Source organism: Streptomyces sp. NPDC025651 (genome assembly GCF_055558735.1).
The window spans coordinates 411,381-428,765 of the sequence record NZ_JBVHLZ010000006.1 but is presented as its reverse complement, the minus strand read 5'-3'; the positions used below and the strand labels follow the sequence as shown (position 1 = coordinate 428,765).

Sequence of the window (17,385 nt, the reverse complement as noted above, 5' to 3'; positions counted from 1 at the left end):
CGGTTGGGATGGCGCATGTCCTGCGGTTGCGGGAGACGCGTGCCGTTGCCGGCCCGGCGAACCTAGAGGCGGCCGGGCAGGGGGCGCCTCGGCCGCGGAATCGACATCAGGCCCTTCCCGCGGCGGAGTTGGCCGCCGCCTCCTCCCCGCGGAGGAGGCCTCGGGGACAACTCCCTTGCCGGACAGGCGGACGCGGGCCGTGCGGAGAGGGCAGCACAATGAACGCATGGAGACGGAGGACCGGCGCGGCCGGCACCAGCAGCTTGTCGACGCGCTGCGCCCGGAGGCGAAAGCGGCCCCGCTGTCCCGGCGAGCGGTGCGCGCCGATGTGGTGCTGGCGGTCGTACTGACCGTCATCGCCCTGTTCGTGGCGGTGCGTCATCCCGGCGAAGGGCCGGTCGGTATCGGCCCGCGGGCCGATACCGGGACCGGGATTCCGGGCCCGCCCCCGCCGCCCGCCCCCGGTCGGGCACCCGATCCGGGACAGGCGCCCGCGGCGGACGAGGGCGCCTCCGTGCCCTGGGCCCTGGTCGTCCTGTCGACGCTGCCGCTGGCGGTCCGGCGCCGTTATCCGCTGACCCAGTTCGTGGTGGTCCTCGCCGCGGCACTGGCCATCGGTGGCTCGGCCTCCTGGATCACCGTCCTGGCCTGTGTGATCGGCGCCTACAGCGCCGTCGTGCACAGCCGTCACCGGACAGCGGCGATCGCCGTCCTGGTGATCGCGGCGGCGCTGTCCGGCGTCGCCTTCCGCGACGCGGACCCCGTGCTGCCGGGATGGTCGAGCCCGGGATTCGTGCTGCTGGTGGCCGGGATGCTGGCCAGCCTCGTCCGCTTCCTCCAACTGCGTCTGGAGTCCAGCAGGGAGCGGGTCGCGACCCTCCAGAAGGCCCAGGAGGAGGCCACGCGCCGGGCCGTCGCGGAGGAGCGTTCCCGTATCGCCGCCGAACTGCACGACGTCGTGACCCACAATGTGAGCGTGATGGTGATCCAGGCGGGCGCAGCCCGCAAGGTGATGGACGTGGTGCCCGAGCAGTCGAAGGAGGCCTTGCTGGCCGTCGAGGCGGGTGGCCGGGCCGCCATGGCCGAACTCCGGCATGTGATGGGCCTGTTGGCCGCCCCGGACCACGAGAGACCCGACGGCCTGGAGCCCCAGCCCGGGCTCGCCCGGCTCGACGCGTTGGTCGCAAGGGTCCGCGCGGCCGGGACGCCCGTGGGCGTCACGGTGTCGCTCCCGCCGGATCCGCTGCCACCAGGGGTGGACCTCGCGGCGTATCGCGTCGTGCAGGAGGCGCTGACCAACACGGTGAAACACGCGCGCGGCGCGCGGGCGTCCATAGCCATCGGGTGGACCGACGACCGACTGGAGATCGACGTCACGGACACCGGCGGCGCCGCGGACGCCCCGCCGGTGGAGAGCAACGGACGTGGCCTCATGGGGCTGCGCGAGCGGTTGGCCGTCTACCGGGGCGAGTTGACGGCCGGGCCGACGGACGCCGGCGGCTACCGCGTCGTGGCCCGCATCCCGCGGAGCGCCGTATGACCGTGACACAGGCGCCGTTGCGCGTGGTCGTCGCCGACGACCAGGCCCTCGTACGCACCGGGTTCAAGATGATCCTGGCCGCGGACGGCATCGACGTGACGGCCGAGGCGGCCGACGGGGCCGAGGCTGTCGCGGCGGTCCGCCGCACGCGGCCCGACGTCGTCCTCATGGACATCCGGATGCCGGAGATGGACGGCATCGAGGCGACCAGGCGCATCGTCGGCGAGGCGGGGCCGGACGGAGCGCGGGTCATCATCCTCACCACGTACGACCTCGACCACTACGTGTACGCCGCGCTCACGGCCGGCGCCAGCGGCTTCCTGCTCAAGGACGTCGCCCCCGAGCACCTGGTCTCCGCCCTGCGCCTGGTGCGGACGGGTGACGCCCTGCTCGCGCCCACGATCACTCGTCGGCTCATCGAGCGCTTCGCCCCTCAGGACGCGCCGCGGACCGCCGCCCCGCACCGCGACCTGGCCGGTCTGACCCCGCGCGAGCTCGAGGTGCTCCGCCTGCTCGCGAGGGGCCTGAGCAACGCCGAGCTGGCCTCCCGGCTGTTCCTCAGCCCGACCACGGTCAAGAGCCACGTCGGCCGCATCCTGTCGAAGCTGGACCTGCGCGACCGTGTCCAGGCCGTCGTCTTCGCCTACGAGACGGGACTGATCGCACCGGGCGGGGGTGCCCAGGAGTGACCCGAGGATCGACCGGTTCCCCGGAGGACATATCCGCCGGGCCAGGTGGCCTGTGGTCCCGTAACTTCTCGCTCTTCTTCGTCGCCCGCGGTGTCGCCCGGCTCGGCGACATGATGGCCCCGGTGGCGCTGGCCGCCGGCCTGGTGTTGAGCGGGTACGGGGCCGGGGTGGTGGGGGCCGTCCTCGCCAGCATGACGGCCTGCTTCGCCGGGTTCGTCGTCTTCGGCGGGGTGATCGCCGACCGGGTGAACAACCGGGTGCTGATGATCGAGGCGGATCTCGTACGCGTCGTCGTGCAAGCCGTCATGGCCGGGTTCTTCTTCACCGGCCACATCGTCGTCTGGCAGATCTGTCTGCTCTCCGCCGTCAACGGCATCTGCGCCGCCCTCTTCCAGCCCGGCCTGCCCACCCTCATCCCGCGGATCGCCGCGGACGTGCAGGGCGCGAACGGGGCCATCCGCACCATCGAGTCCCTGATGACCATGGCGGGACCCGCGGTGGCCGGTGCGCTGGTGGGGCTGACCGAGCCGGGCGGGGTCTTCCTCGTGTACGCCTTCACGTATCTGGCGAGCGCCGTGTGCCTGGCGCTGCTGCGGCTGCCGGCCGCGGACCGGTCCGTGGCCGCGAAGGAGAAGTCCTTCCGGTCCGATCTGGTGCAGGGGTGGCACGAGTTCCGGTCCCGCACCTGGCTCTGGGGCGTCATCGTGATCTGGATGGTCCTCATGCTCTCGTCCTGGGGGCCGATGATCCCGCTGATCGCGACCGAAGTCGTCGCCGAGCACGGCCCCCGCACGCTCGGCCTCGTCAACTCGGCCATGGGCGCGGGCATGGTGGCCGGTGCGCTCGTCGCCATGCGGGTGCGGCCGGTGCGGCCCCTGCGGGCCGGGTCCGTGGCGCTGCTGCTGTACTGGCTGCAGCCGGCGTCGGTGGCGCTCGGCCTTCCGGTGCCGCTGATCGCCGCGGGGCTCGCGGCCGCCGGTGCGGCCAACGCCTTCTGGGGCGTGATGTGGACGACCAGCATCCTGACCCAGGTGCCGACCGAGGTACGCAGCCGGGTGCACGCCTACGACGTCGCCGGATCGGTGGCGATGCTGCCCGTGGGGCAGGCCCTCGCCGGTCCCGCGTCGGAGCTCTTCGGGGCGCGCGAGGTGCTGGGGTTCAACGCGGTGATGGCCGTGGGCGTGGCGGTGGCGCTGCTGTCCGTCCCGGCGATCCGCAGTCTGCGCAGGGTGGAGGGCCGGGGCACGCCTGACGCCGCCCCGGCCGCGGTCGGGGAGTCCGCCGGCCGGAAAGCCCGATGAGCCCGGGGCCGGCTCCGGCCGGGGACGGCGCCGGAGGTCCACTGACCGGTGTGGTCCACGCGCGCGAGGAGCGCGGCAGGGGCGCCCGCGCCACCCGCGTTGCCGTCCATGGGCGACGCGGCACCGCCCTGCGGGACGGGCCTCACGAGCATGCCGCAGCGCCCCGGTTCAGGAGCTCTTCGTGGCCCGGAACTTGTCCGCGAGGTCGGCGCCGCGGATGACGCCGCCGGTGTGGTACTTGAGGCCCCACGCGTCGATGACCGAACCGTCGCCGAACATGCAGGCGGAGATCACCTGGTCCGTCTTGGTCGCTCCCTTGGGCCCCCAGCCGCCGCTGTCGAGCTTGCCGGGCCCGTACATGGCGGTGCCGTTGATGGCGTGGCAGTAGGCGATGGAGGGGTTGCCGACGCCGCCGCCCGGGTCGGCGGGCTTGCCGAGGTAGGCGCGCTGGGCCAGCGTCTCCTTGTCGGCCCCGAGCGTATCGGCGGCGATCATGATCTTGGAGCCGTCGTCGGCGGTGAAGGTGCACATCTCGCGCTCGCCGCCGAGCCGGACCGGTTTCTGCGTGGCCGGGTCCACGCGGTAGGGGTACTGCTTCTGCGCCGTGCCGCCCTGCCGCTCGCACCAAGTGGCGGCGGACGAGCGGGCCTTCGGCCCATGATCGGGGGCCCCGCCCTGTGCCGCGTGGGCGACGGCGGCGGTCGTGCCCAGCAGGATCAGGGCACCGACGGCGGCGGCTCGGGAGCGCTTCATACTGCCTCCTCAGGGAGGGACGTGGGGGGTGGGCGTGATGTGAACGCTCATATCCTGAGCACCGGCTTTCCCGAGGTCAACACCGGTTCCATGGCTGGCGTTCCGCCCTCCGGGACTGTCCTGATCTCCCGTCGACAAGGCTCTGACGTGCCGGAACGACCCTCGCTTTCCGGCCAGTGACATCTCCGTAACTGCCCCTGGCGATCCGGCCGGAGGGCTGTAGGGTGCGTGACCGATGAGCGCGACAGCACAGACGGGCGACACCGCGGCGCGCACCCCGGCAGCCGCGCCGCTGCTCCGCGTGCGCCTTCTGGGCGGATTCCGTACGTCACGGGAGGGCGGCGCGCACACCGTCGCGCGCTGGCCACGGCCCGGCGCGCGCACGCTGGTGAAGCTGCTCGCGGTCACCCCGGGCCACCAGCTGCACCGAGAGCAGATCATGGCGGTGTGCTGGCCGGAGGCCGAACTGGCGGCCGCCCTGCGCAGTCTGCGCGTCGCCCTGCACGCCGCCCGGCGTGCGCTGGAGCCGGAACTGGCGCCCCGTGCCGCCTCCGCCTATCTGATCGGTGACGGTGCGTTGCTGCGGCTCGCCCCTGATCGGGTGTGGGTCGACGTCGACCACGCCCGGACGCTCGCGCGGCGGGCCCTCGCCGCAGGCTCCGCAACCGAACTCGCCGCCGCCCTGCGCGCGTTCACCGGTGAACCGCTGCCCGAGGACCGCTACGCCCCGTGGGCCGAACCGTGCCGCGAGAGCGTCGCGGGGCTCGGCCGCCGCGTCCGACTCGCACTGGCCGAGGCCCGGCTCGCCGATGGGGATCTGGACGGCGCGGAGCGCGTCGCCCGCAGGGCCCTGGAGGACAGCCCTGCCGAGGAGCGTGCCCATCAGGTGCTGATCGAGGCGTATCTGCGCAAGGGGGCGCGGCGGGCGGCCATCGCGCAGTACGAGGCTTGTGCGGCGGCGCTGGACAGCGAGCTCGGTGCCCGCCCGGCCGAGGAGACCGTGCGCCTGTACGACGCCGCGCTGCGCACCCCTAGGACGCCCGGCCCGCGACATCCCGCGTCGACCGAGGAGCGCCACGACCTCGTGCCCCGTGACGTCGGGTCCCGCGGCGCCGAGACCGACGCGGCACGGGTGCGACTCGACTGGGCCAAGTCCCTTGAGCGGTCGGGGCGTTACGAGGAGGCCGCCCGCGCGCTGCGGCAGGCGCTGGCGATCTTCGAGCGGTACGGCGTCCACGGCGACCGCGTGTTGACGGCGGCCCGTCTCGCCGAGGTGCTGTGCCGCAGCGCGACACCGGAAGAGGCGCGTGCCACGCTGCGGAGGTACGTGCCGGGGCCGCACGCCTGTGCCGCCCTGATCGGGGCGCACCACCTCGCATGGGCCATGGTCGGCTTCTACGCGGGCGAGTACGAGGAGGCGCTGGCGTCCGCGCGCGCGGCAGAGGACGCGAGCGTCTCCGTCGAAGGTGCGGACGGTTTGGCCCTGCGGGCCCGCGCGTTGGCCCAGCAGTCCACCTGCCTCGGCCTTGCGGGCCGCTTCGAGCAGGCCATCGCCCCCGCCGAAGAGGCCCTGGCCCCGGCGGAGGCCTGCGGCGATCCCGCGCTTCTCGCCGGGGTCCTGTCCGTCCTGCGGGAGAACGCCCGTCGAGCGGGCCGCCTCGACGAAGCCCTCACGCACGGCCGCCGGGCCCTGGCGCTGGCCGAGCGTGCCGCTCGTCCGACGGCAACCGCCTTCGAGCGCGCCAACCTCGCCGAACTGCACCTGCTCCGAGGCGAGCTCGCCGAGGCCGAACAGCTCGCCCGCGCCGCGGTGGAACTGGCCGAACCCTTTGGTGAGGCGGCGCTGAGCTTCGCCTGCGTGGCCCTCGCCCGCGTCCGACTGGCCCGCGACCCTGAGGAGGCCGGCGCTCTCCTCGACCGTGCCGAACGCTGCGCCGTCGACAGCGGGCACCATCAGGCACGGGGCGAAGTCCATCTGGCGAGAGGGGAGTTGGCCCTTCATCTCGCCGGTCGTGGATGAACCGCAGTGCTCCTACGGCTTTTCGGTTGCCGTTGCCGTTGCGGCTTCAGGGCGGGGCTCGGGTGCGCTGAGTGGAATGTCGCGCATGCCCCGCAAGGGCGAGAAGAACAGCCAAAGGCCCGCGCAGCAGCCGCCGATGACGGCGATCCACAACGTCGTCCGGACGCCGAAGGCGGTGGCGAGCCCGCCGCCGACCAGTCCGCCGACCGGCAGGGTGCCCCACGTGATCCAGCGCGCGGCGGCGCTGACGCGGCCGAGCAGCTCCGGCGGGCAGGCGGCCTGGCGGTAACTGGTCAGCGAGATGCCCGCGACGGTGGAGGAGAAGGTCCACGAGATCCAGCCGAAGCCGAACAGCAGCACCCGCCAGCCGGATCCGGCCATCGGGATCAGCAGGCCGGGCAGCGAGAGGACGGTCATCGAGATCCAGCTGATCCGCGCGGAGCCGAACCTCCGGGCGAGGCGCCGCGCCGCCACGCCGCCCGCCACGCCGCCGACGGCCCCCAGCGCGAGGAGCAGTCCGACCAGGCCGGGGCGCAGGTGGAGGGTGCGGATCAGGAACACCGGGCCCAGTGTCTCCACGATGATGACGAAGAAGTTGGCCGTGCCGTTGAACGCCACCGAGTTCCGCAGGATGCGGTCACGGAAGACGTGGTCGAGCCCTTCGCGGATCTGGGACCGCATCGTCGGACGCGGGCCGGGGAAGCCCTTCCGGCGTGGCTCGGGGGTGCGGATCGCGGTCAGCGCGCTCGCGGACAGCGCGAAGGAGACCGCGTCGGCGACCATCGCCCCCGCGGCGCCCACCAGGGTCACCAGGCCCGCGCCCGTACTGGGGCCGGCGACCTGCGCGACCGACCGGGAGGCGGCGAGCTTGCCGTTGGCGTCGAGGAGTTGGCGGTTCTCGATGACCACGGGCAGGTAGGCCTGGTAGGCGACCGCGAAGAACACGGAGAGCACGCTGGAGACCAGCGCGACGGCGTAGAGGTGGACGAGCGTCAGGGCGTCGAGGGCGTGGGCGAGCGGCACCGAGCCGATCACCAGGAACAGCGCGCCGTCGCACCCGATCATCAGGCGTCGTTTGGCGACGCGGTCCACGACGGCCCCGGCCGGCAGCGCGACGAGGAGGTACGCGCTGGTCTCGGCGGCCGCCAACAGGCCGACCTGGAACGGAGTGGCGTCCAGCAGCACGACGGCGACCAACGGCAGGGCCAGGACGGTGATCTGCGTTCCCGTCTCGCTGACCGTCTGCCCGCTCCACAAGAGCAGGAACTCACGGTTGTGCCAGATCGAGGAATGTCTTCTGCCGGCGTCGACCATCCGGCAGATGGTGTCATCCGCTCCACAGTGCGTCCATGCCGTCCTCGGCCGCAGGCGTCACCGAATTCCCTGACCACGGGCGTACGGAGAGCACGGGCGTACGGAAGTGACGATGGGCGTCAGGTACTTCGGCAAGCGCGGTCTCCGCCGCGTTCTTGACAGCGGCGGCCCCGCGGCGGTCGCCTGGACCCTGCCGCGCGGAGCCGCGGCGTCCATCGAGCCGAGCACGATGCACGGGGGAGCAACCGGCCATGCTGCGCGTGTACTTCACGTCCGAGGACCTGGCACGGGTGCGGGTCGCCCCGGGGCCCGACCACCTGTGGGAGATCAGCAACAGCGTGCAGACCCTGCAACGGCGGGACGGGGCACGGGTGTTCGGCGAGTGGCGCCGGTGGGCGCGGCCACGGCTCCCGGAAAGCTGTCGACTCCTCGCACCGCTCCTGCCGCCGCACGGGAACTCACCGGACTTCCTCACCCCCACGCACGGCGGCGGCGAGACGCTGGAGGCCGCGGTCGACACGCTCGTACGCACGCCGCGGCCGCGCCTGCACGCCGATCTCCAGCGGGTGGCCGCGTCGCGCCGCCTGCCGGGATGGACGCACGCGCTGGCGGGCGGAGACGGTGACATCCTGCGACAGCTGGGGCGGGCGCTCCACACGTACCACCTGGAAGTGCTCGCACCGTTCTGGCGGCACGTCCGTGTCCACGTCGACGCCGACCGCATGCTGCGGATGCGCAGTCTCCTGGACGGCGGCACCGACGGACTCCTCGCCGGTCTCGGCCCGCAGTTCCGCTGGCGGCCACCGGTCCTCGAAGCCGACTACCCCGTGGCGCACGAGCTGCGACTCGACGGGCGCGGACTCGTCCTGCAGCCGTCGTTCTTCTGCTGGCCCACGCCCATCACGCTCGCCGACGGAGCGCTGCCGCCCGTGCTGGTGTACCCCATCGAGCACGCGGGGGACTGGACGCGCCCCGCGCCCGAAGTCCGCCCGGACGACAGCGCGTTGGGGGCGCTCGTCGGACACACCCGCGCCGCCGTCCTCGATGCGGTCCGCTCCGGCTCCACCATCGTCGAACTCGCCCGTCTCCTGGGGGTCACCCACCCCGCGATAAGCCAGCACATGAAGGTGCTGCGCGGGGCCGGTCTGGTGACGACGGTCCGCGGGCGCGGGAGGTCGCTGCACGTGGCGACGGCGGAGGGGCGGGCGCTGCTGCGCAGTTGTCAGCGCGGCGACAGGGGGTAGCCGGGGGCGGGTGCGCCATCCGCGCCGTAAGCCTGGGCTTTCGTCGGTTGTGGATGGCATGGGCATGCTAGGACGCTGACCGGGCTGTCGCAGGCGCGTCCCCCACCGTGCTGCGTCCCAACAGCGTGCTGTACGCGCGCCGTTGACTTCTCGTCGCGCTCGGCCGGGGGACACCCCGACGACCCGACGACCCGACGAAGGAGTGGACTTGCGCACCACCGACGCCCGCACCATCACGCAGGACCGTGCCCACACCCACACCCACACCCACACCCACACCCACACCCACGACCGTGCCCTCGGCCACGACCGCACCCACCGTCGCGCCCGCCGAGGCGTTCCACGCCGCACCGCGGTCATGGCTGCCGCACTCGCCGCCGTCGGGGCCCTGTTCGCGGCGCCCGGCGTGGCGCAGGCAGGCCCGGCCTCCGGCACCGCGGCAGCCGCGCCAGGACACGGTCTCACGTGGTTCCAGGAGCGCCATGGGCTGCCGCGGACCGGCACGGTCGACGGCACGACCGCGAGAGCGCTGCGGCACGCCTCCGATGCCGAGCTGCACCGGACCTTCCGCACCGCGGCCGACCTCGGCCCCGAGGAACTCGGCAACGCCCGCACGGTGATAGGCGTCGGCAAGGGTGCCCAGATCCCGGAACAGGGCCAGGTCATCGCGTTGATGACGGCCATGCAGGAGTCGAAGTTCGTCAACTACCTGACGCCGGTGGACCACGACTCCCTGGGCATCTTCCAGCAGCGACCCAGCACGGGCTGGGGCACGCCCGAGCAGATCACCGACGTCGCCACGTCGTCCAAGTCCTTCTACGGAGTGGCCCCGTTCGGCAGCAACCCGGGCCTGATCCAGATCGACGGCTGGCAGACGATGCCGCCGGGCGACGTCTGCCAGGCCGTGCAGGTCTCGGCCTACCCCGACCGGTACGCCCAGTGGGAGCAGTTCGCCCGTGACCTGCTCGCGCAGGAAGGGCCGTCGGTCCCGCCGATCCCCTGAGACACGCCCCACGCAGGCGCCCCCACGCAGACGTCCCCACTCAGCCCCCACCCCAGGAGCCCCCATGCGTAGGAGAGTTGTCTCCATGGCGGTCGCCGCGGCCGCGGCCGGCGCCCTCGTCGCACCGGCCGCCGCCCAGGCGGATCCCGCGCGCCCCCGCGCCGTCTCCGTGCTCGGCCACGGATCCGAGGACGGAACCGCGGTCGTCAGCGGCCGGAACGAGGCGGGCACCCGCCTGAGCGTCGAGGGCGCGCGGACCGCGAGCGCCCACACCCTCCCCGTCGACTACCAGGTGCAGGAGACCGGTTACTGGTGCGGCCCCGCCGCCACCCGCATCGCGCTGTCCGCCCGCATCGCCCCGCCCAGCCAGGCCGACCTCGCCGCCCAGCTCGGCACCACCGAGGCGGGCACCGACCACATCAGCCAGGTGACCGGCGTGCTCAACGCCCGTCTCGGCACCGGCTGGTACGAGACCAAGGAGATGCCGGACGACCCGCCCACCCAGGCCCAGAAGGACCTGCTGTGGAACGACATCGTGCTGGACATCGACAACAACTACCCGCTGGTGACCAACATCGTCGCCCCGCCCGGCAACCAGCCGCCCGGCTACCCCTCGGACCAGACGATTTACCACTACTTCACGGCCATCGGGTACGACGAGGCGAACCGCACGGTGCTCATCGCCGACCCCGCCTCCTTCGGCGGGAACCAGATCTACTGGCTCTCCTTCGAGCAACTGGCCGGCCTGATCCCGCCGAAGGGGTACGCGGCCTGACCGGCGCCCCTGACGCCTGACAAACGTCATCTCTTCCTGTACACAAGATCATTCAGAGGGTGGAGGCGCGAGGGGCATGGCGCGCATGAGGATGGGGACGTCCACTGCGCACACCTGATTCGAGACGGGATCCCATGCCTCACACCCACCCCAGCCCTCGCCCCCACCGCAGGAGGGCGCGTCTGGCCGCCGTGGCATCGGCGGCCCTCCTGTCGCTCGCGGTCGGCGCGCTTCCGGCGGGGGCCGCCACCCCGTTATCGGCCCCCGCCCCCGCGTCCGCCGCCTCCACCACGTCCCAGCTCGACCGGAAGGCGCTGCGCGCCGCCCTCGACGCGTTCCACGAGGCGGGGATGTACGGGGCCTATTCGTCGGTGAGGGACGGTGCCGAGCGGTGGAGCGGCGCGGCAGGCGTCGCCGACATCGACAGCGGGCGGCCGACGCGCCCCGACTTCGAGCACCGGATCGGCAGTGTCACCAAGACCTTCACCGCGGTGGCCGTCCTCCAGCAGGTGGCCAAGGGCCGGATCGACCTGGACGCCCCGATCGGCGACTACCTTCCGCAGCTCGTGCCGGGCGAGCGGGGGAGGAAGGTGACGGTGCGGATGCTGCTCAACCACACGAGCGGCATCGCGGACTACGTACTGCCCGCCTTCCCCAAGCTGGTGACGGACCCGGCACAGGCCCTGGACGAGGGCCGGTTCCGCACGATGGATCCCGAGGAACTGGTCCGCCTGGGCCTCGCGGCCCAGCCGCGGGCTCCGCGTGGCAAGCACGCGTACGCGAACACCAACTACATCATCGCCGGGCTGCTGTTGAAGAAGGTCACGGGCCAGGACCCGGAGGCGTACATCACCAAGAACGTCATCCGCAAGGCCGGACTGCGGCACACGTACTTCCCGCGCTCCGCCCGCATCCAGGGGCCGCACGCCAAGATGTACGAGTCGTTCTACGGCGCCATCGAACCGGCACGTGACTACAGCGTCTACGACATGTCCTGGGCGGGGACGGCCGGTGCGATGGTCTCCACGACGAGCGACCTCAACGACTTCTACCGCAAGCTCCTGGGCGGGAAGCTGCTCGGCGCGGCGGAGCTGCGGGAGATGAAGACCACGGTTCCCGCGTACGAGCCCGAGCCGGGGCAGGAGGTGGCGATGCGGTACGGCCTCGGCCTGTACACCCTCAAGTGGCCCGGCGGCGGCTGGTACTGGGGCCACGACGGCGGGGTGTTCGGGGCGGGGACCTGGGCGCTGTCCACCGAGGACGGGCGTCGCCAGGTCGCGATCGGCTACAACCTGATGAAGTACGAGCGGTTCGACGACGACGGCACGCCGTTGCCGAACCCGATCGGCGACGCGCTGCTGCGCTACATGGGCGAAGCGCTGGGCAGCGCCCCGGCCGAGCAGGCCCCCGGCACGTCGCCGGTGCCGCCTCGCCTCGTCGCCCCCGAGCAACTGCGGCGCTAGCAAGGGGCGGGCGTCACCGCGGGGGCGCCCCGGACCGTCGCGCCCCCGCCTCGTGGACCGGTTCGCCTTCGATGAACGTCATCCTGACCTCGGTGCCGTGCACTTGGGTGATCGGCACCTCGAAGGGGTTCCGGTCCACCACGACGAGGTCGGCGAGCATGCCCTCTTCGATGCGCCCTACGCGGTGCGTCATGCCCTCCTGGCGTGCGGAGTTGACGGTGAAGAGGTCGAAGGCCTGCTCCAGCGTGATGGCCTCGGACGCGCCGAAGGAGTCGGAGCCGCCTCCCGGCTCCCGCCGGGTGACGAGCGTTTCGATGGCGGACCACGGGTTCACCGACGGCACGACGCACCAGTCCGAGCCCGGCACGACCAGCGCGCCGGCTTCGAGCATCTCGCGCACCGGCCACGCCCGTTCGACCGCTTCCGCGCCGACGGCGGCCGCGATGTCGGAGCAGATGGGGGAGGGGCGCCACAGGTAGGGAGAGACCTCGAACGTGGCGCCGATCCGCGTCGCGCGCTCGATGTCGGTCTTCGCGACGAACGTGCAGTGTCCCACGTTGTGCATGTACGGGCCGTGGCCGTTGGCCGCGCGGGCGGCCTCGATGGCGTCGAGGGCCGCTCTGACCGCCGCGTCGCCCGCCGCGTGGAACTTGACCGTGATGCCCATCCGGTCGAAACGGGTCACCGCACGGTCGAGGACCGCCGGCGCGATCGCGAGCATTCCGTGCCGCCCCGCCTCGGTGTCCCGTCCCTCCACCGTGTCTTTGTAGGGCTCGATCATCGCCGCCGTGTGGCTGTCGGTCGGCACCCCGTCGAGAAAGATCTTCACGCAGTCGGGCGCGACGCGGCCGCTCGCGCAGAGGTTCCGGTGCGCGATCACTTCCTCGCACACCGGATCGTGGGGCGACCACGCGAGACAGAGCCGTACGCGCTGTTTGACGGCCCCGCGCGCGGCGAGCCGGGTGTAGGCACGCAACTCGGCCCGCGGCCCGGCGGTGAACCCGACCGCGGCCTCGGTGAACGACGTGATCCCGTAGGAGAGCATTTCCCCCAGGGCCCACTCCAGGGCCGCCTCGACCTCGTCGTCGGACGGTTTGGGGGCGGAGGCGGCGAGCAGATCGGCGGCGGTCTCGCGCTGTATGCCGCTCGGCAGGCCCGCGGCGTCCCTCTCGAAGATGCCGCCCAACGGGTCGGGTGTGCCGGGGCCGATGCCGGCGAGCCGGAGCGCCGCGCTGTTCGCCCATGAGCTGTGCCCGCTGGTGTCCTCCAGGAGGACGGGCCGGTCGGGGGCGACCGCGTCGAGGAGGGTGCGGTGCGGGGTGCCGCCGAGGGCGGACGCGTCCCACTGACCGCCGAGGACCCACGCGCCGGGGGCGGCCCGGGACACGTGCTCGGCCACGATGCGGAGCGTCTCGGTCAGGTCGGAGCCCTGCGGGATCTTGCAGCGGCGTTCGCGGACTCCGGCGTAGATCGGGTGCACGTGCAGGTCGTGGAGACCGGGAAGAACGGTGTCGCCCGCCAGGTCGAGGACCCGCGTGTCCGGTCCGCGCCGCCGCAGCACGTCCTCGCCGCCGCCGACCGTCTCGATGACACCGGCGCGCACGGCGAGCCCCTCGGCCCAGCCCGTCGGCGTCCTGACCTGCCCACCCACCAGGATCGTGTCCGCGTACTGATCGGTCATGGCGCTCCACCTCCACTCGTCCTGCCCGGCGGCTCAGCGGCGGTTGATGAATCCGGCGTCGACGGGCAGCGTGACGCCGGTGACGTAGCGGGCCTCGTCCGAGGCCAGCCACAGGACCGCGTTGGCCACGTCGACCGGCTCGATCGTGTCCACCGGAAGGGCGTTGGGCGACCCCTCGGACAGCATCGGGTCCTGGGCGACGAACTCGGCCATGGCCGGGTCGGCGACCATGCGCGTGGCCACACCGGTGGGGTGCACGGAGTTCACCCTGATGCTGTGCCGCGCGAGGTTGTTGGCGTACGTACGCATCAGCCCGACCACACCGTGCTTGGAGGCGGCGTATCCGAGGCCGCCGTTGCTGGCCCCGCCGATGCCGACAAGGCCCGCGGTGGAGCTGACGATCACGATCGAGCCGCCCCGCTCGGCCTCGATCATCGAGGGGACGGCCACCTCGACGGTGTGGAAGGTGCCGGTGAGGTTGACGTCGATGGCGTCGTGCCACGCCTGCACCCTGTCCTCGACCAGCAGCGGTGCGATACCGGCGTTGGCGACCACGACGTCGATCCGCTCGAACTCGGCGAGCCCGGCGTCGTACGCCTCTTGGAGGGCGGCCCGGTCGCGCACGTCCGTCCGCCGCGCCACGACGCGGCGGCCCAGGGAGCGCACCTCCTCGACCGCCTCGGACAGCTCTTCCGGAGTGGACTGCGGGTAGGGCACGGTGTCGACCGGCCGGCAGATGTCCACGACGACCAGATCGGCACCCTCCTCCGCCATCCGACGGACGTGGGCGCGGCCGAGCCCTCCGGCCGCGCCGGTGACGAAGGCCACCTTGCCGTCAAGACGTCCCTTCGTGGTCCGGGTCTCCTCATGGGTCATCTCTGTGATGTACCGCGCGGCAGTCGGCCTGGCCAGCGTTTCCACCGGGGGCGCGGCCGGGAGTGGCGGGGAGCTGACGTGGGATCAGCAGGTGGCGGAAACCGGTGGTCAGGGCACGATCAGGCCGGGCACGACCTCGGCGAGCGCCGCGGCGGGCAGGACTCCGTCCCGGACGAGTACCGGGGTGTCGCCGCTGAGGTCGACGATCGACGACGACACGGGGCCCGCGGTCCGGCCGCCGTCGAGGTACACCGACACGGAGTCCCCGAGCATGCGGAAGGCCGCCTCGCAGGTCTCCGGCGACGGCCGGTCGGTGAGGTTCGCGCTGGAGACCGCCATCGGGCCCGTCGCGGCCAGGAGTTCGAGCGCGAGCGGATGGTCCGGCATCCGCACGGCGACCGTGCCACCGGTCTCGCCGAGGTCCCAGGAGAGCGAGGCCCGGTGCCGGAGCACCAGCGTCAGGGCACCCGGCCAGAACGCCTTGACCAGGTCCTCGGCCGTGGCCGGAAGGTCCCCGACGAGGTCGCCGAGCGCGTCCGTCGAGCCGACGAGGACAGGGGAGGGCTTGTGACGGCCCCGCCCCTTCGCCGCGAGCAGGCGGGCGACGGCGCGCGGGTCGAACGCGTCGGCGCCGACGCCGTAGACGGTGTCGGTCGGCAGGACGACGAGGTCGCCCTGGCCGACCGCGGTCACCGCCGCGTCGATCCCCGCCGAACGGGCCGACGGATCCGAGCAGTCGTGGTGCTGTGCCATGGGGTCGTTCACGAGGTCTGTTCGACGCCGTGCGACGCGACGAGCCGCGCGTTGCCCTCGGCCAGGCGGTAGCCGAGGCCCACGACGGCCACCTCGCCCGACGCCACCTGGTCCGCCAGGACGCGGGAGCGGTCCATGAGCAGCTTCGTGGTGTGCCGGATGTGCTCGTCGATGATGTCGCTGTCCTCCGTCAGACCCGCGGCGCGGGCGGCCAGGATGCTCGGCGTGACGCGCTCGACGACGTCCCGTACGAATCCGGCCGCGGGCAGGCCGTCCTCCACGGCGGTGCGGGCGGCCGCGACCGCGCCGCACGAGTCGTGGCCGAGCACGACGACCAGCCGGCAGCCGAGCACGCTCGTGGCGTACTCGACGCTGCCCAGCACCTCGGCGCCGAGGACGTGCCCCGCGGTCCGCACGACGAACAGGTCGCCGAGTCCCTGGTCGAAGATGATCTCGGCGGCGAGCCGCGAGTCGGAGCAGCCGAGGACGACGGCGAACGGCTCCTGCCCGGGTGCGAGCTGCGCGCGGCGGGCGGCGTCCTGGTTGGGGTGGTCCTGCGTGCCCTTGACGAAACGCCGGTTGCCGGCGAGCAGAGTGTCGAGAGCGGTCGAGGGAGAAGTACGAGGCATGCGCTCAACTGTACGAGTCGCCTGTCACGCGCGCTCGGCCGGTGCCCCCCCCCGACACGGCGGCGGGCGCGGCCGGTGCCCTGCCGGGTGAGCCGGTGCCCTGCCTGGTGAGGGCGGGTCAGAAGCGCAGCACGGCGGCGATGCGGCCCGACCCCGCCAGGGTGTCGTCGCCGACGAACCGGACCTCGGCACCGGTCTCCAGGGCCTGTTCGACGATCTCGTCCACGATGTCGTCGCGGGCGTCCGGGTCGGATGGGTCCGCGGGTTCCAGGTGGTCGCCGTAGTCCCGGACGACGGCGCGGTAGTGGTCCTCGACCGCCAGGAGACGGATCCGGCCCTCCTTCGCCGCGCGCCACACCTCGTCCAGACCGCCCGCGAACGCATGCCGCCCCTGTGCCGCGTCCAACTCCGCGGCCACGGCGGTCGCCAGCTCCTCGTCCCGGGCGCGACGCACGGGCTCGACGGCCTGGCGCACCGCTTCGGCCGGTCCCTGCGCGAGCCCGCCGCGCTCGACGGCCGGCGCGCCCTGCTCCAGCAGGCCGGTCTCCGCGAGCAGGGCGAGCGCGGGCGCGTCGCCGATCACGTACAGCGGCCGGGGCGTGGCGGCGAGGACGGCGCGCAGTGCCTGGTGGGCCTGGCGGAAGAAGGCGCGGGTGTCCTCGTCCTGGAAGGTGCTCGGCAGGTCCCCGATGCGTTCCTTGCGCTCCGCGTCCGGGTCCTCCAGGCTCCGCGTCAGCGGGAAGCCGTCCTCCACGTGTTCGACGGCCCGCTCCGGCCCGCCGCTCCACAGCGACACCCGGTCGGCCGCCACGGCCAGCGCCCAGTAGGGCTGCTCGGCGGCCTGGGCGGCGACGAGGTTGCGGGTGAGGAAGGTGTCGGCGACGACCACGCGCTCCGGGACCGTCCGCCCCACGGTCCACACGTGGTGCTCGCCCGGGGCGGCGTAGATCACCAGCCCCTCTTCCGCATGGGCGAGGTCGATCTCGGCGGCCGCCTGCTCCAGCCGGCGCAGCACGTCCGTACGCCGCTCACCGGGCACGGCCGGGTCGTTCTGGAGGGCCTTCTCCGCCCTGGCCAGGAGATTGCGCAGGCGCACCGGATCCTGGGCGTTGTCCGGCTCGCGACGGTGCGTCGGCATGAGGAGCGAGACGGCAGGAAAGGTGCGGGGCTGCCGCAGCATGGCGAGTACGTCGGTGCTGAGCGCGGGGTGCATGGAAGGGCCTTTCCGCAGAGTTCCCGATGAGCCCATGCTGGTGCCTGACGCACCTGTCTGCGAGTCGGCGCCGGCCGGCTCCCCGTGCTTCCCGCGACCAGCGCTCCCGGTTCACGCCCGTAGAGTGCCGT

Annotated in this window: 15 protein-coding genes; 8 read left to right on the top strand and 7 right to left on the bottom strand. The window is 73.0% G+C overall.

The genetic code is table 11. From position 1 onward, the window contains the following. Window positions 1-226 precede the first annotated feature (226 nt). From ACZ4D5_RS23570 to ACZ4D5_RS23560, 3 genes are read left to right on the top strand one after another with little or no spacing between them, the layout of a single operon-like run. Window positions 227-1,540, top strand: a complete 1,314-nt coding sequence (locus ACZ4D5_RS23570) for a sensor histidine kinase (protein WP_467774354.1) — start codon at window positions 227-229, stop codon at window positions 1,538-1,540. Beyond that, complete coding sequence (locus tag ACZ4D5_RS23565; protein WP_467774353.1) at window positions 1,537-2,229, top strand: response regulator; 693 nt, start codon at window positions 1,537-1,539, stop codon at window positions 2,227-2,229. The genes ACZ4D5_RS23570 and ACZ4D5_RS23565 overlap by 4 nt, the downstream gene beginning before the upstream one ends. After that, the gene (locus tag ACZ4D5_RS23560) at window positions 2,226-3,530 is read left to right on the top strand and encodes an MFS transporter (protein ID WP_467774352.1); all 1,305 of its coding nucleotides are present in this window, start codon (window positions 2,226-2,228) and stop codon (window positions 3,528-3,530) included. The genes ACZ4D5_RS23565 and ACZ4D5_RS23560 overlap by 4 nt, the downstream gene beginning before the upstream one ends. 168 nt (window positions 3,531-3,698) lie before the next feature. Here the strand turns inward: ACZ4D5_RS23560 and ACZ4D5_RS23555 are convergent, their stop codons facing one another. Then, window positions 3,699-4,283: a hypothetical protein gene (locus ACZ4D5_RS23555; RefSeq protein ID WP_467774351.1), complete on the bottom strand. Its 585-nt coding sequence runs from the start codon at window positions 4,281-4,283 to the stop codon at window positions 3,699-3,701. 235 nt (window positions 4,284-4,518) lie between these two features. Between ACZ4D5_RS23555 and ACZ4D5_RS23550 the strand changes: the two genes are divergently transcribed. Then, complete coding sequence (locus ACZ4D5_RS23550) at window positions 4,519-6,303, top strand: AfsR/SARP family transcriptional regulator (RefSeq protein WP_467774350.1); 1,785 nt, start codon at window positions 4,519-4,521, stop codon at window positions 6,301-6,303. A 12-nt stretch (window positions 6,304-6,315) separates the two neighbouring features. Here the strand turns inward: ACZ4D5_RS23550 and ACZ4D5_RS23545 are convergent, their stop codons facing one another. Beyond that, window positions 6,316-7,617, bottom strand: a complete 1,302-nt coding sequence (locus tag ACZ4D5_RS23545; RefSeq protein ID WP_467774349.1) for an MFS transporter — start codon at window positions 7,615-7,617, stop codon at window positions 6,316-6,318. Between the two features lie 251 nt (window positions 7,618-7,868). Here ACZ4D5_RS23545 and ACZ4D5_RS23540 point away from each other — a divergent pair, with 251 nt between their 5' ends. The 4 genes from ACZ4D5_RS23540 (at window position 7,869) to ACZ4D5_RS23525 (ending at window position 12,102) form a co-directional block, all read left to right on the top strand. Continuing rightward, window positions 7,869-8,861 carry an ArsR/SmtB family transcription factor gene (locus ACZ4D5_RS23540; RefSeq protein ID WP_467774348.1) on the top strand — a complete coding sequence of 331 codons (993 nt, stop codon included), beginning with the start codon at window positions 7,869-7,871 and terminating at the stop codon, window positions 8,859-8,861. Window positions 8,862-9,219: 358 nt separating this feature from the next. Then, window positions 9,220-9,864 carry a peptidoglycan-binding protein gene (locus tag ACZ4D5_RS23535; protein WP_467774482.1) on the top strand — a complete coding sequence of 215 codons (645 nt, stop codon included), beginning with the start codon at window positions 9,220-9,222 and terminating at the stop codon, window positions 9,862-9,864. A gap of 64 nt (window positions 9,865-9,928) precedes the next feature. Continuing rightward, window positions 9,929-10,639, top strand: coding sequence for a C39 family peptidase (locus ACZ4D5_RS23530; protein ID WP_467774347.1), 711 nt, complete (start codon window positions 9,929-9,931; stop codon window positions 10,637-10,639). Window positions 10,640-10,773: 134 nt separating this feature from the next. Further along, window positions 10,774-12,102, top strand: a complete 1,329-nt coding sequence (locus ACZ4D5_RS23525) for a serine hydrolase domain-containing protein (RefSeq protein ID WP_467774346.1) — start codon at window positions 10,774-10,776, stop codon at window positions 12,100-12,102. Between the two features lie 13 nt (window positions 12,103-12,115). On the opposite strand, the gene ACZ4D5_RS23520 is transcribed toward ACZ4D5_RS23525, so the two are convergent. The 5 genes from ACZ4D5_RS23520 to ACZ4D5_RS23500 form a co-directional block, all read right to left on the bottom strand. Beyond that, window positions 12,116-13,783, bottom strand: a complete 1,668-nt coding sequence (locus ACZ4D5_RS23520; protein ID WP_467774345.1) for an amidohydrolase — start codon at window positions 13,781-13,783, stop codon at window positions 12,116-12,118. 33 nt (window positions 13,784-13,816) lie between these two features. Then, the gene (locus ACZ4D5_RS23515; RefSeq protein ID WP_467774344.1) at window positions 13,817-14,659 is read right to left on the bottom strand and encodes a mycofactocin-coupled SDR family oxidoreductase; all 843 of its coding nucleotides are present in this window, start codon (window positions 14,657-14,659) and stop codon (window positions 13,817-13,819) included. A 108-nt stretch (window positions 14,660-14,767) separates the two neighbouring features. Continuing rightward, window positions 14,768-15,412: an L-threonylcarbamoyladenylate synthase gene (locus ACZ4D5_RS23510; protein WP_467774343.1), complete on the bottom strand. Its 645-nt coding sequence runs from the start codon at window positions 15,410-15,412 to the stop codon at window positions 14,768-14,770. An 8-nt stretch (window positions 15,413-15,420) separates the two neighbouring features. Further along, window positions 15,421-16,041, bottom strand: coding sequence for a carbonic anhydrase (locus ACZ4D5_RS23505; protein WP_467774342.1), 621 nt, complete (start codon window positions 16,039-16,041; stop codon window positions 15,421-15,423). Between the two features lie 118 nt (window positions 16,042-16,159). Continuing rightward, window positions 16,160-17,254, bottom strand: a complete 1,095-nt coding sequence (locus ACZ4D5_RS23500; protein ID WP_467774341.1) for a baeRF3 domain-containing protein — start codon at window positions 17,252-17,254, stop codon at window positions 16,160-16,162. Window positions 17,255-17,385: the final 131 nt, after the last annotated feature.

Excerpts from the sequence above, each read along its gene's own strand:
- ACZ4D5_RS23570 (WP_467774354.1), top strand. The coding sequence starts at position 227 with ATGGAGACGGAGGACCGGCGCGGCCGGCACCAGCAGCTTGTCGACGCG.
- ACZ4D5_RS23565 (WP_467774353.1), top strand. The coding sequence starts at position 1,537 with ATGACCGTGACACAGGCGCCGTTGCGCGTGGTCGTCGCCGACGACCAG.
- ACZ4D5_RS23555 (WP_467774351.1), bottom strand. The coding sequence starts at position 4,283 with ATGAAGCGCTCCCGAGCCGCCGCCGTCGGTGCCCTGATCCTGCTGGGC.
- ACZ4D5_RS23550 (WP_467774350.1), top strand. The coding sequence starts at position 4,519 with ATGAGCGCGACAGCACAGACGGGCGACACCGCGGCGCGCACCCCGGCA.
- ACZ4D5_RS23545 (WP_467774349.1), bottom strand. The coding sequence starts at position 7,617 with ATGGTCGACGCCGGCAGAAGACATTCCTCGATCTGGCACAACCGTGAG.
- ACZ4D5_RS23540 (WP_467774348.1), top strand. The coding sequence starts at position 7,869 with ATGCTGCGCGTGTACTTCACGTCCGAGGACCTGGCACGGGTGCGGGTC.
- ACZ4D5_RS23535 (WP_467774482.1), top strand. The coding sequence starts at position 9,220 with ATGGCTGCCGCACTCGCCGCCGTCGGGGCCCTGTTCGCGGCGCCCGGC.
- ACZ4D5_RS23530 (WP_467774347.1), top strand. The coding sequence starts at position 9,929 with ATGCGTAGGAGAGTTGTCTCCATGGCGGTCGCCGCGGCCGCGGCCGGC.
- ACZ4D5_RS23525 (WP_467774346.1), top strand. The coding sequence starts at position 10,774 with ATGCCTCACACCCACCCCAGCCCTCGCCCCCACCGCAGGAGGGCGCGT.
- ACZ4D5_RS23520 (WP_467774345.1), bottom strand. The coding sequence starts at position 13,783 with ATGACCGATCAGTACGCGGACACGATCCTGGTGGGTGGGCAGGTCAGG.
- ACZ4D5_RS23515 (WP_467774344.1), bottom strand. The coding sequence starts at position 14,659 with ATGACCCATGAGGAGACCCGGACCACGAAGGGACGTCTTGACGGCAAG.
- ACZ4D5_RS23510 (WP_467774343.1), bottom strand. The coding sequence starts at position 15,412 with ATGGCACAGCACCACGACTGCTCGGATCCGTCGGCCCGTTCGGCGGGG.
- ACZ4D5_RS23505 (WP_467774342.1), bottom strand. The coding sequence starts at position 16,041 with ATGCCTCGTACTTCTCCCTCGACCGCTCTCGACACTCTGCTCGCCGGC.
- ACZ4D5_RS23500 (WP_467774341.1), bottom strand. The coding sequence starts at position 17,254 with ATGCACCCCGCGCTCAGCACCGACGTACTCGCCATGCTGCGGCAGCCC.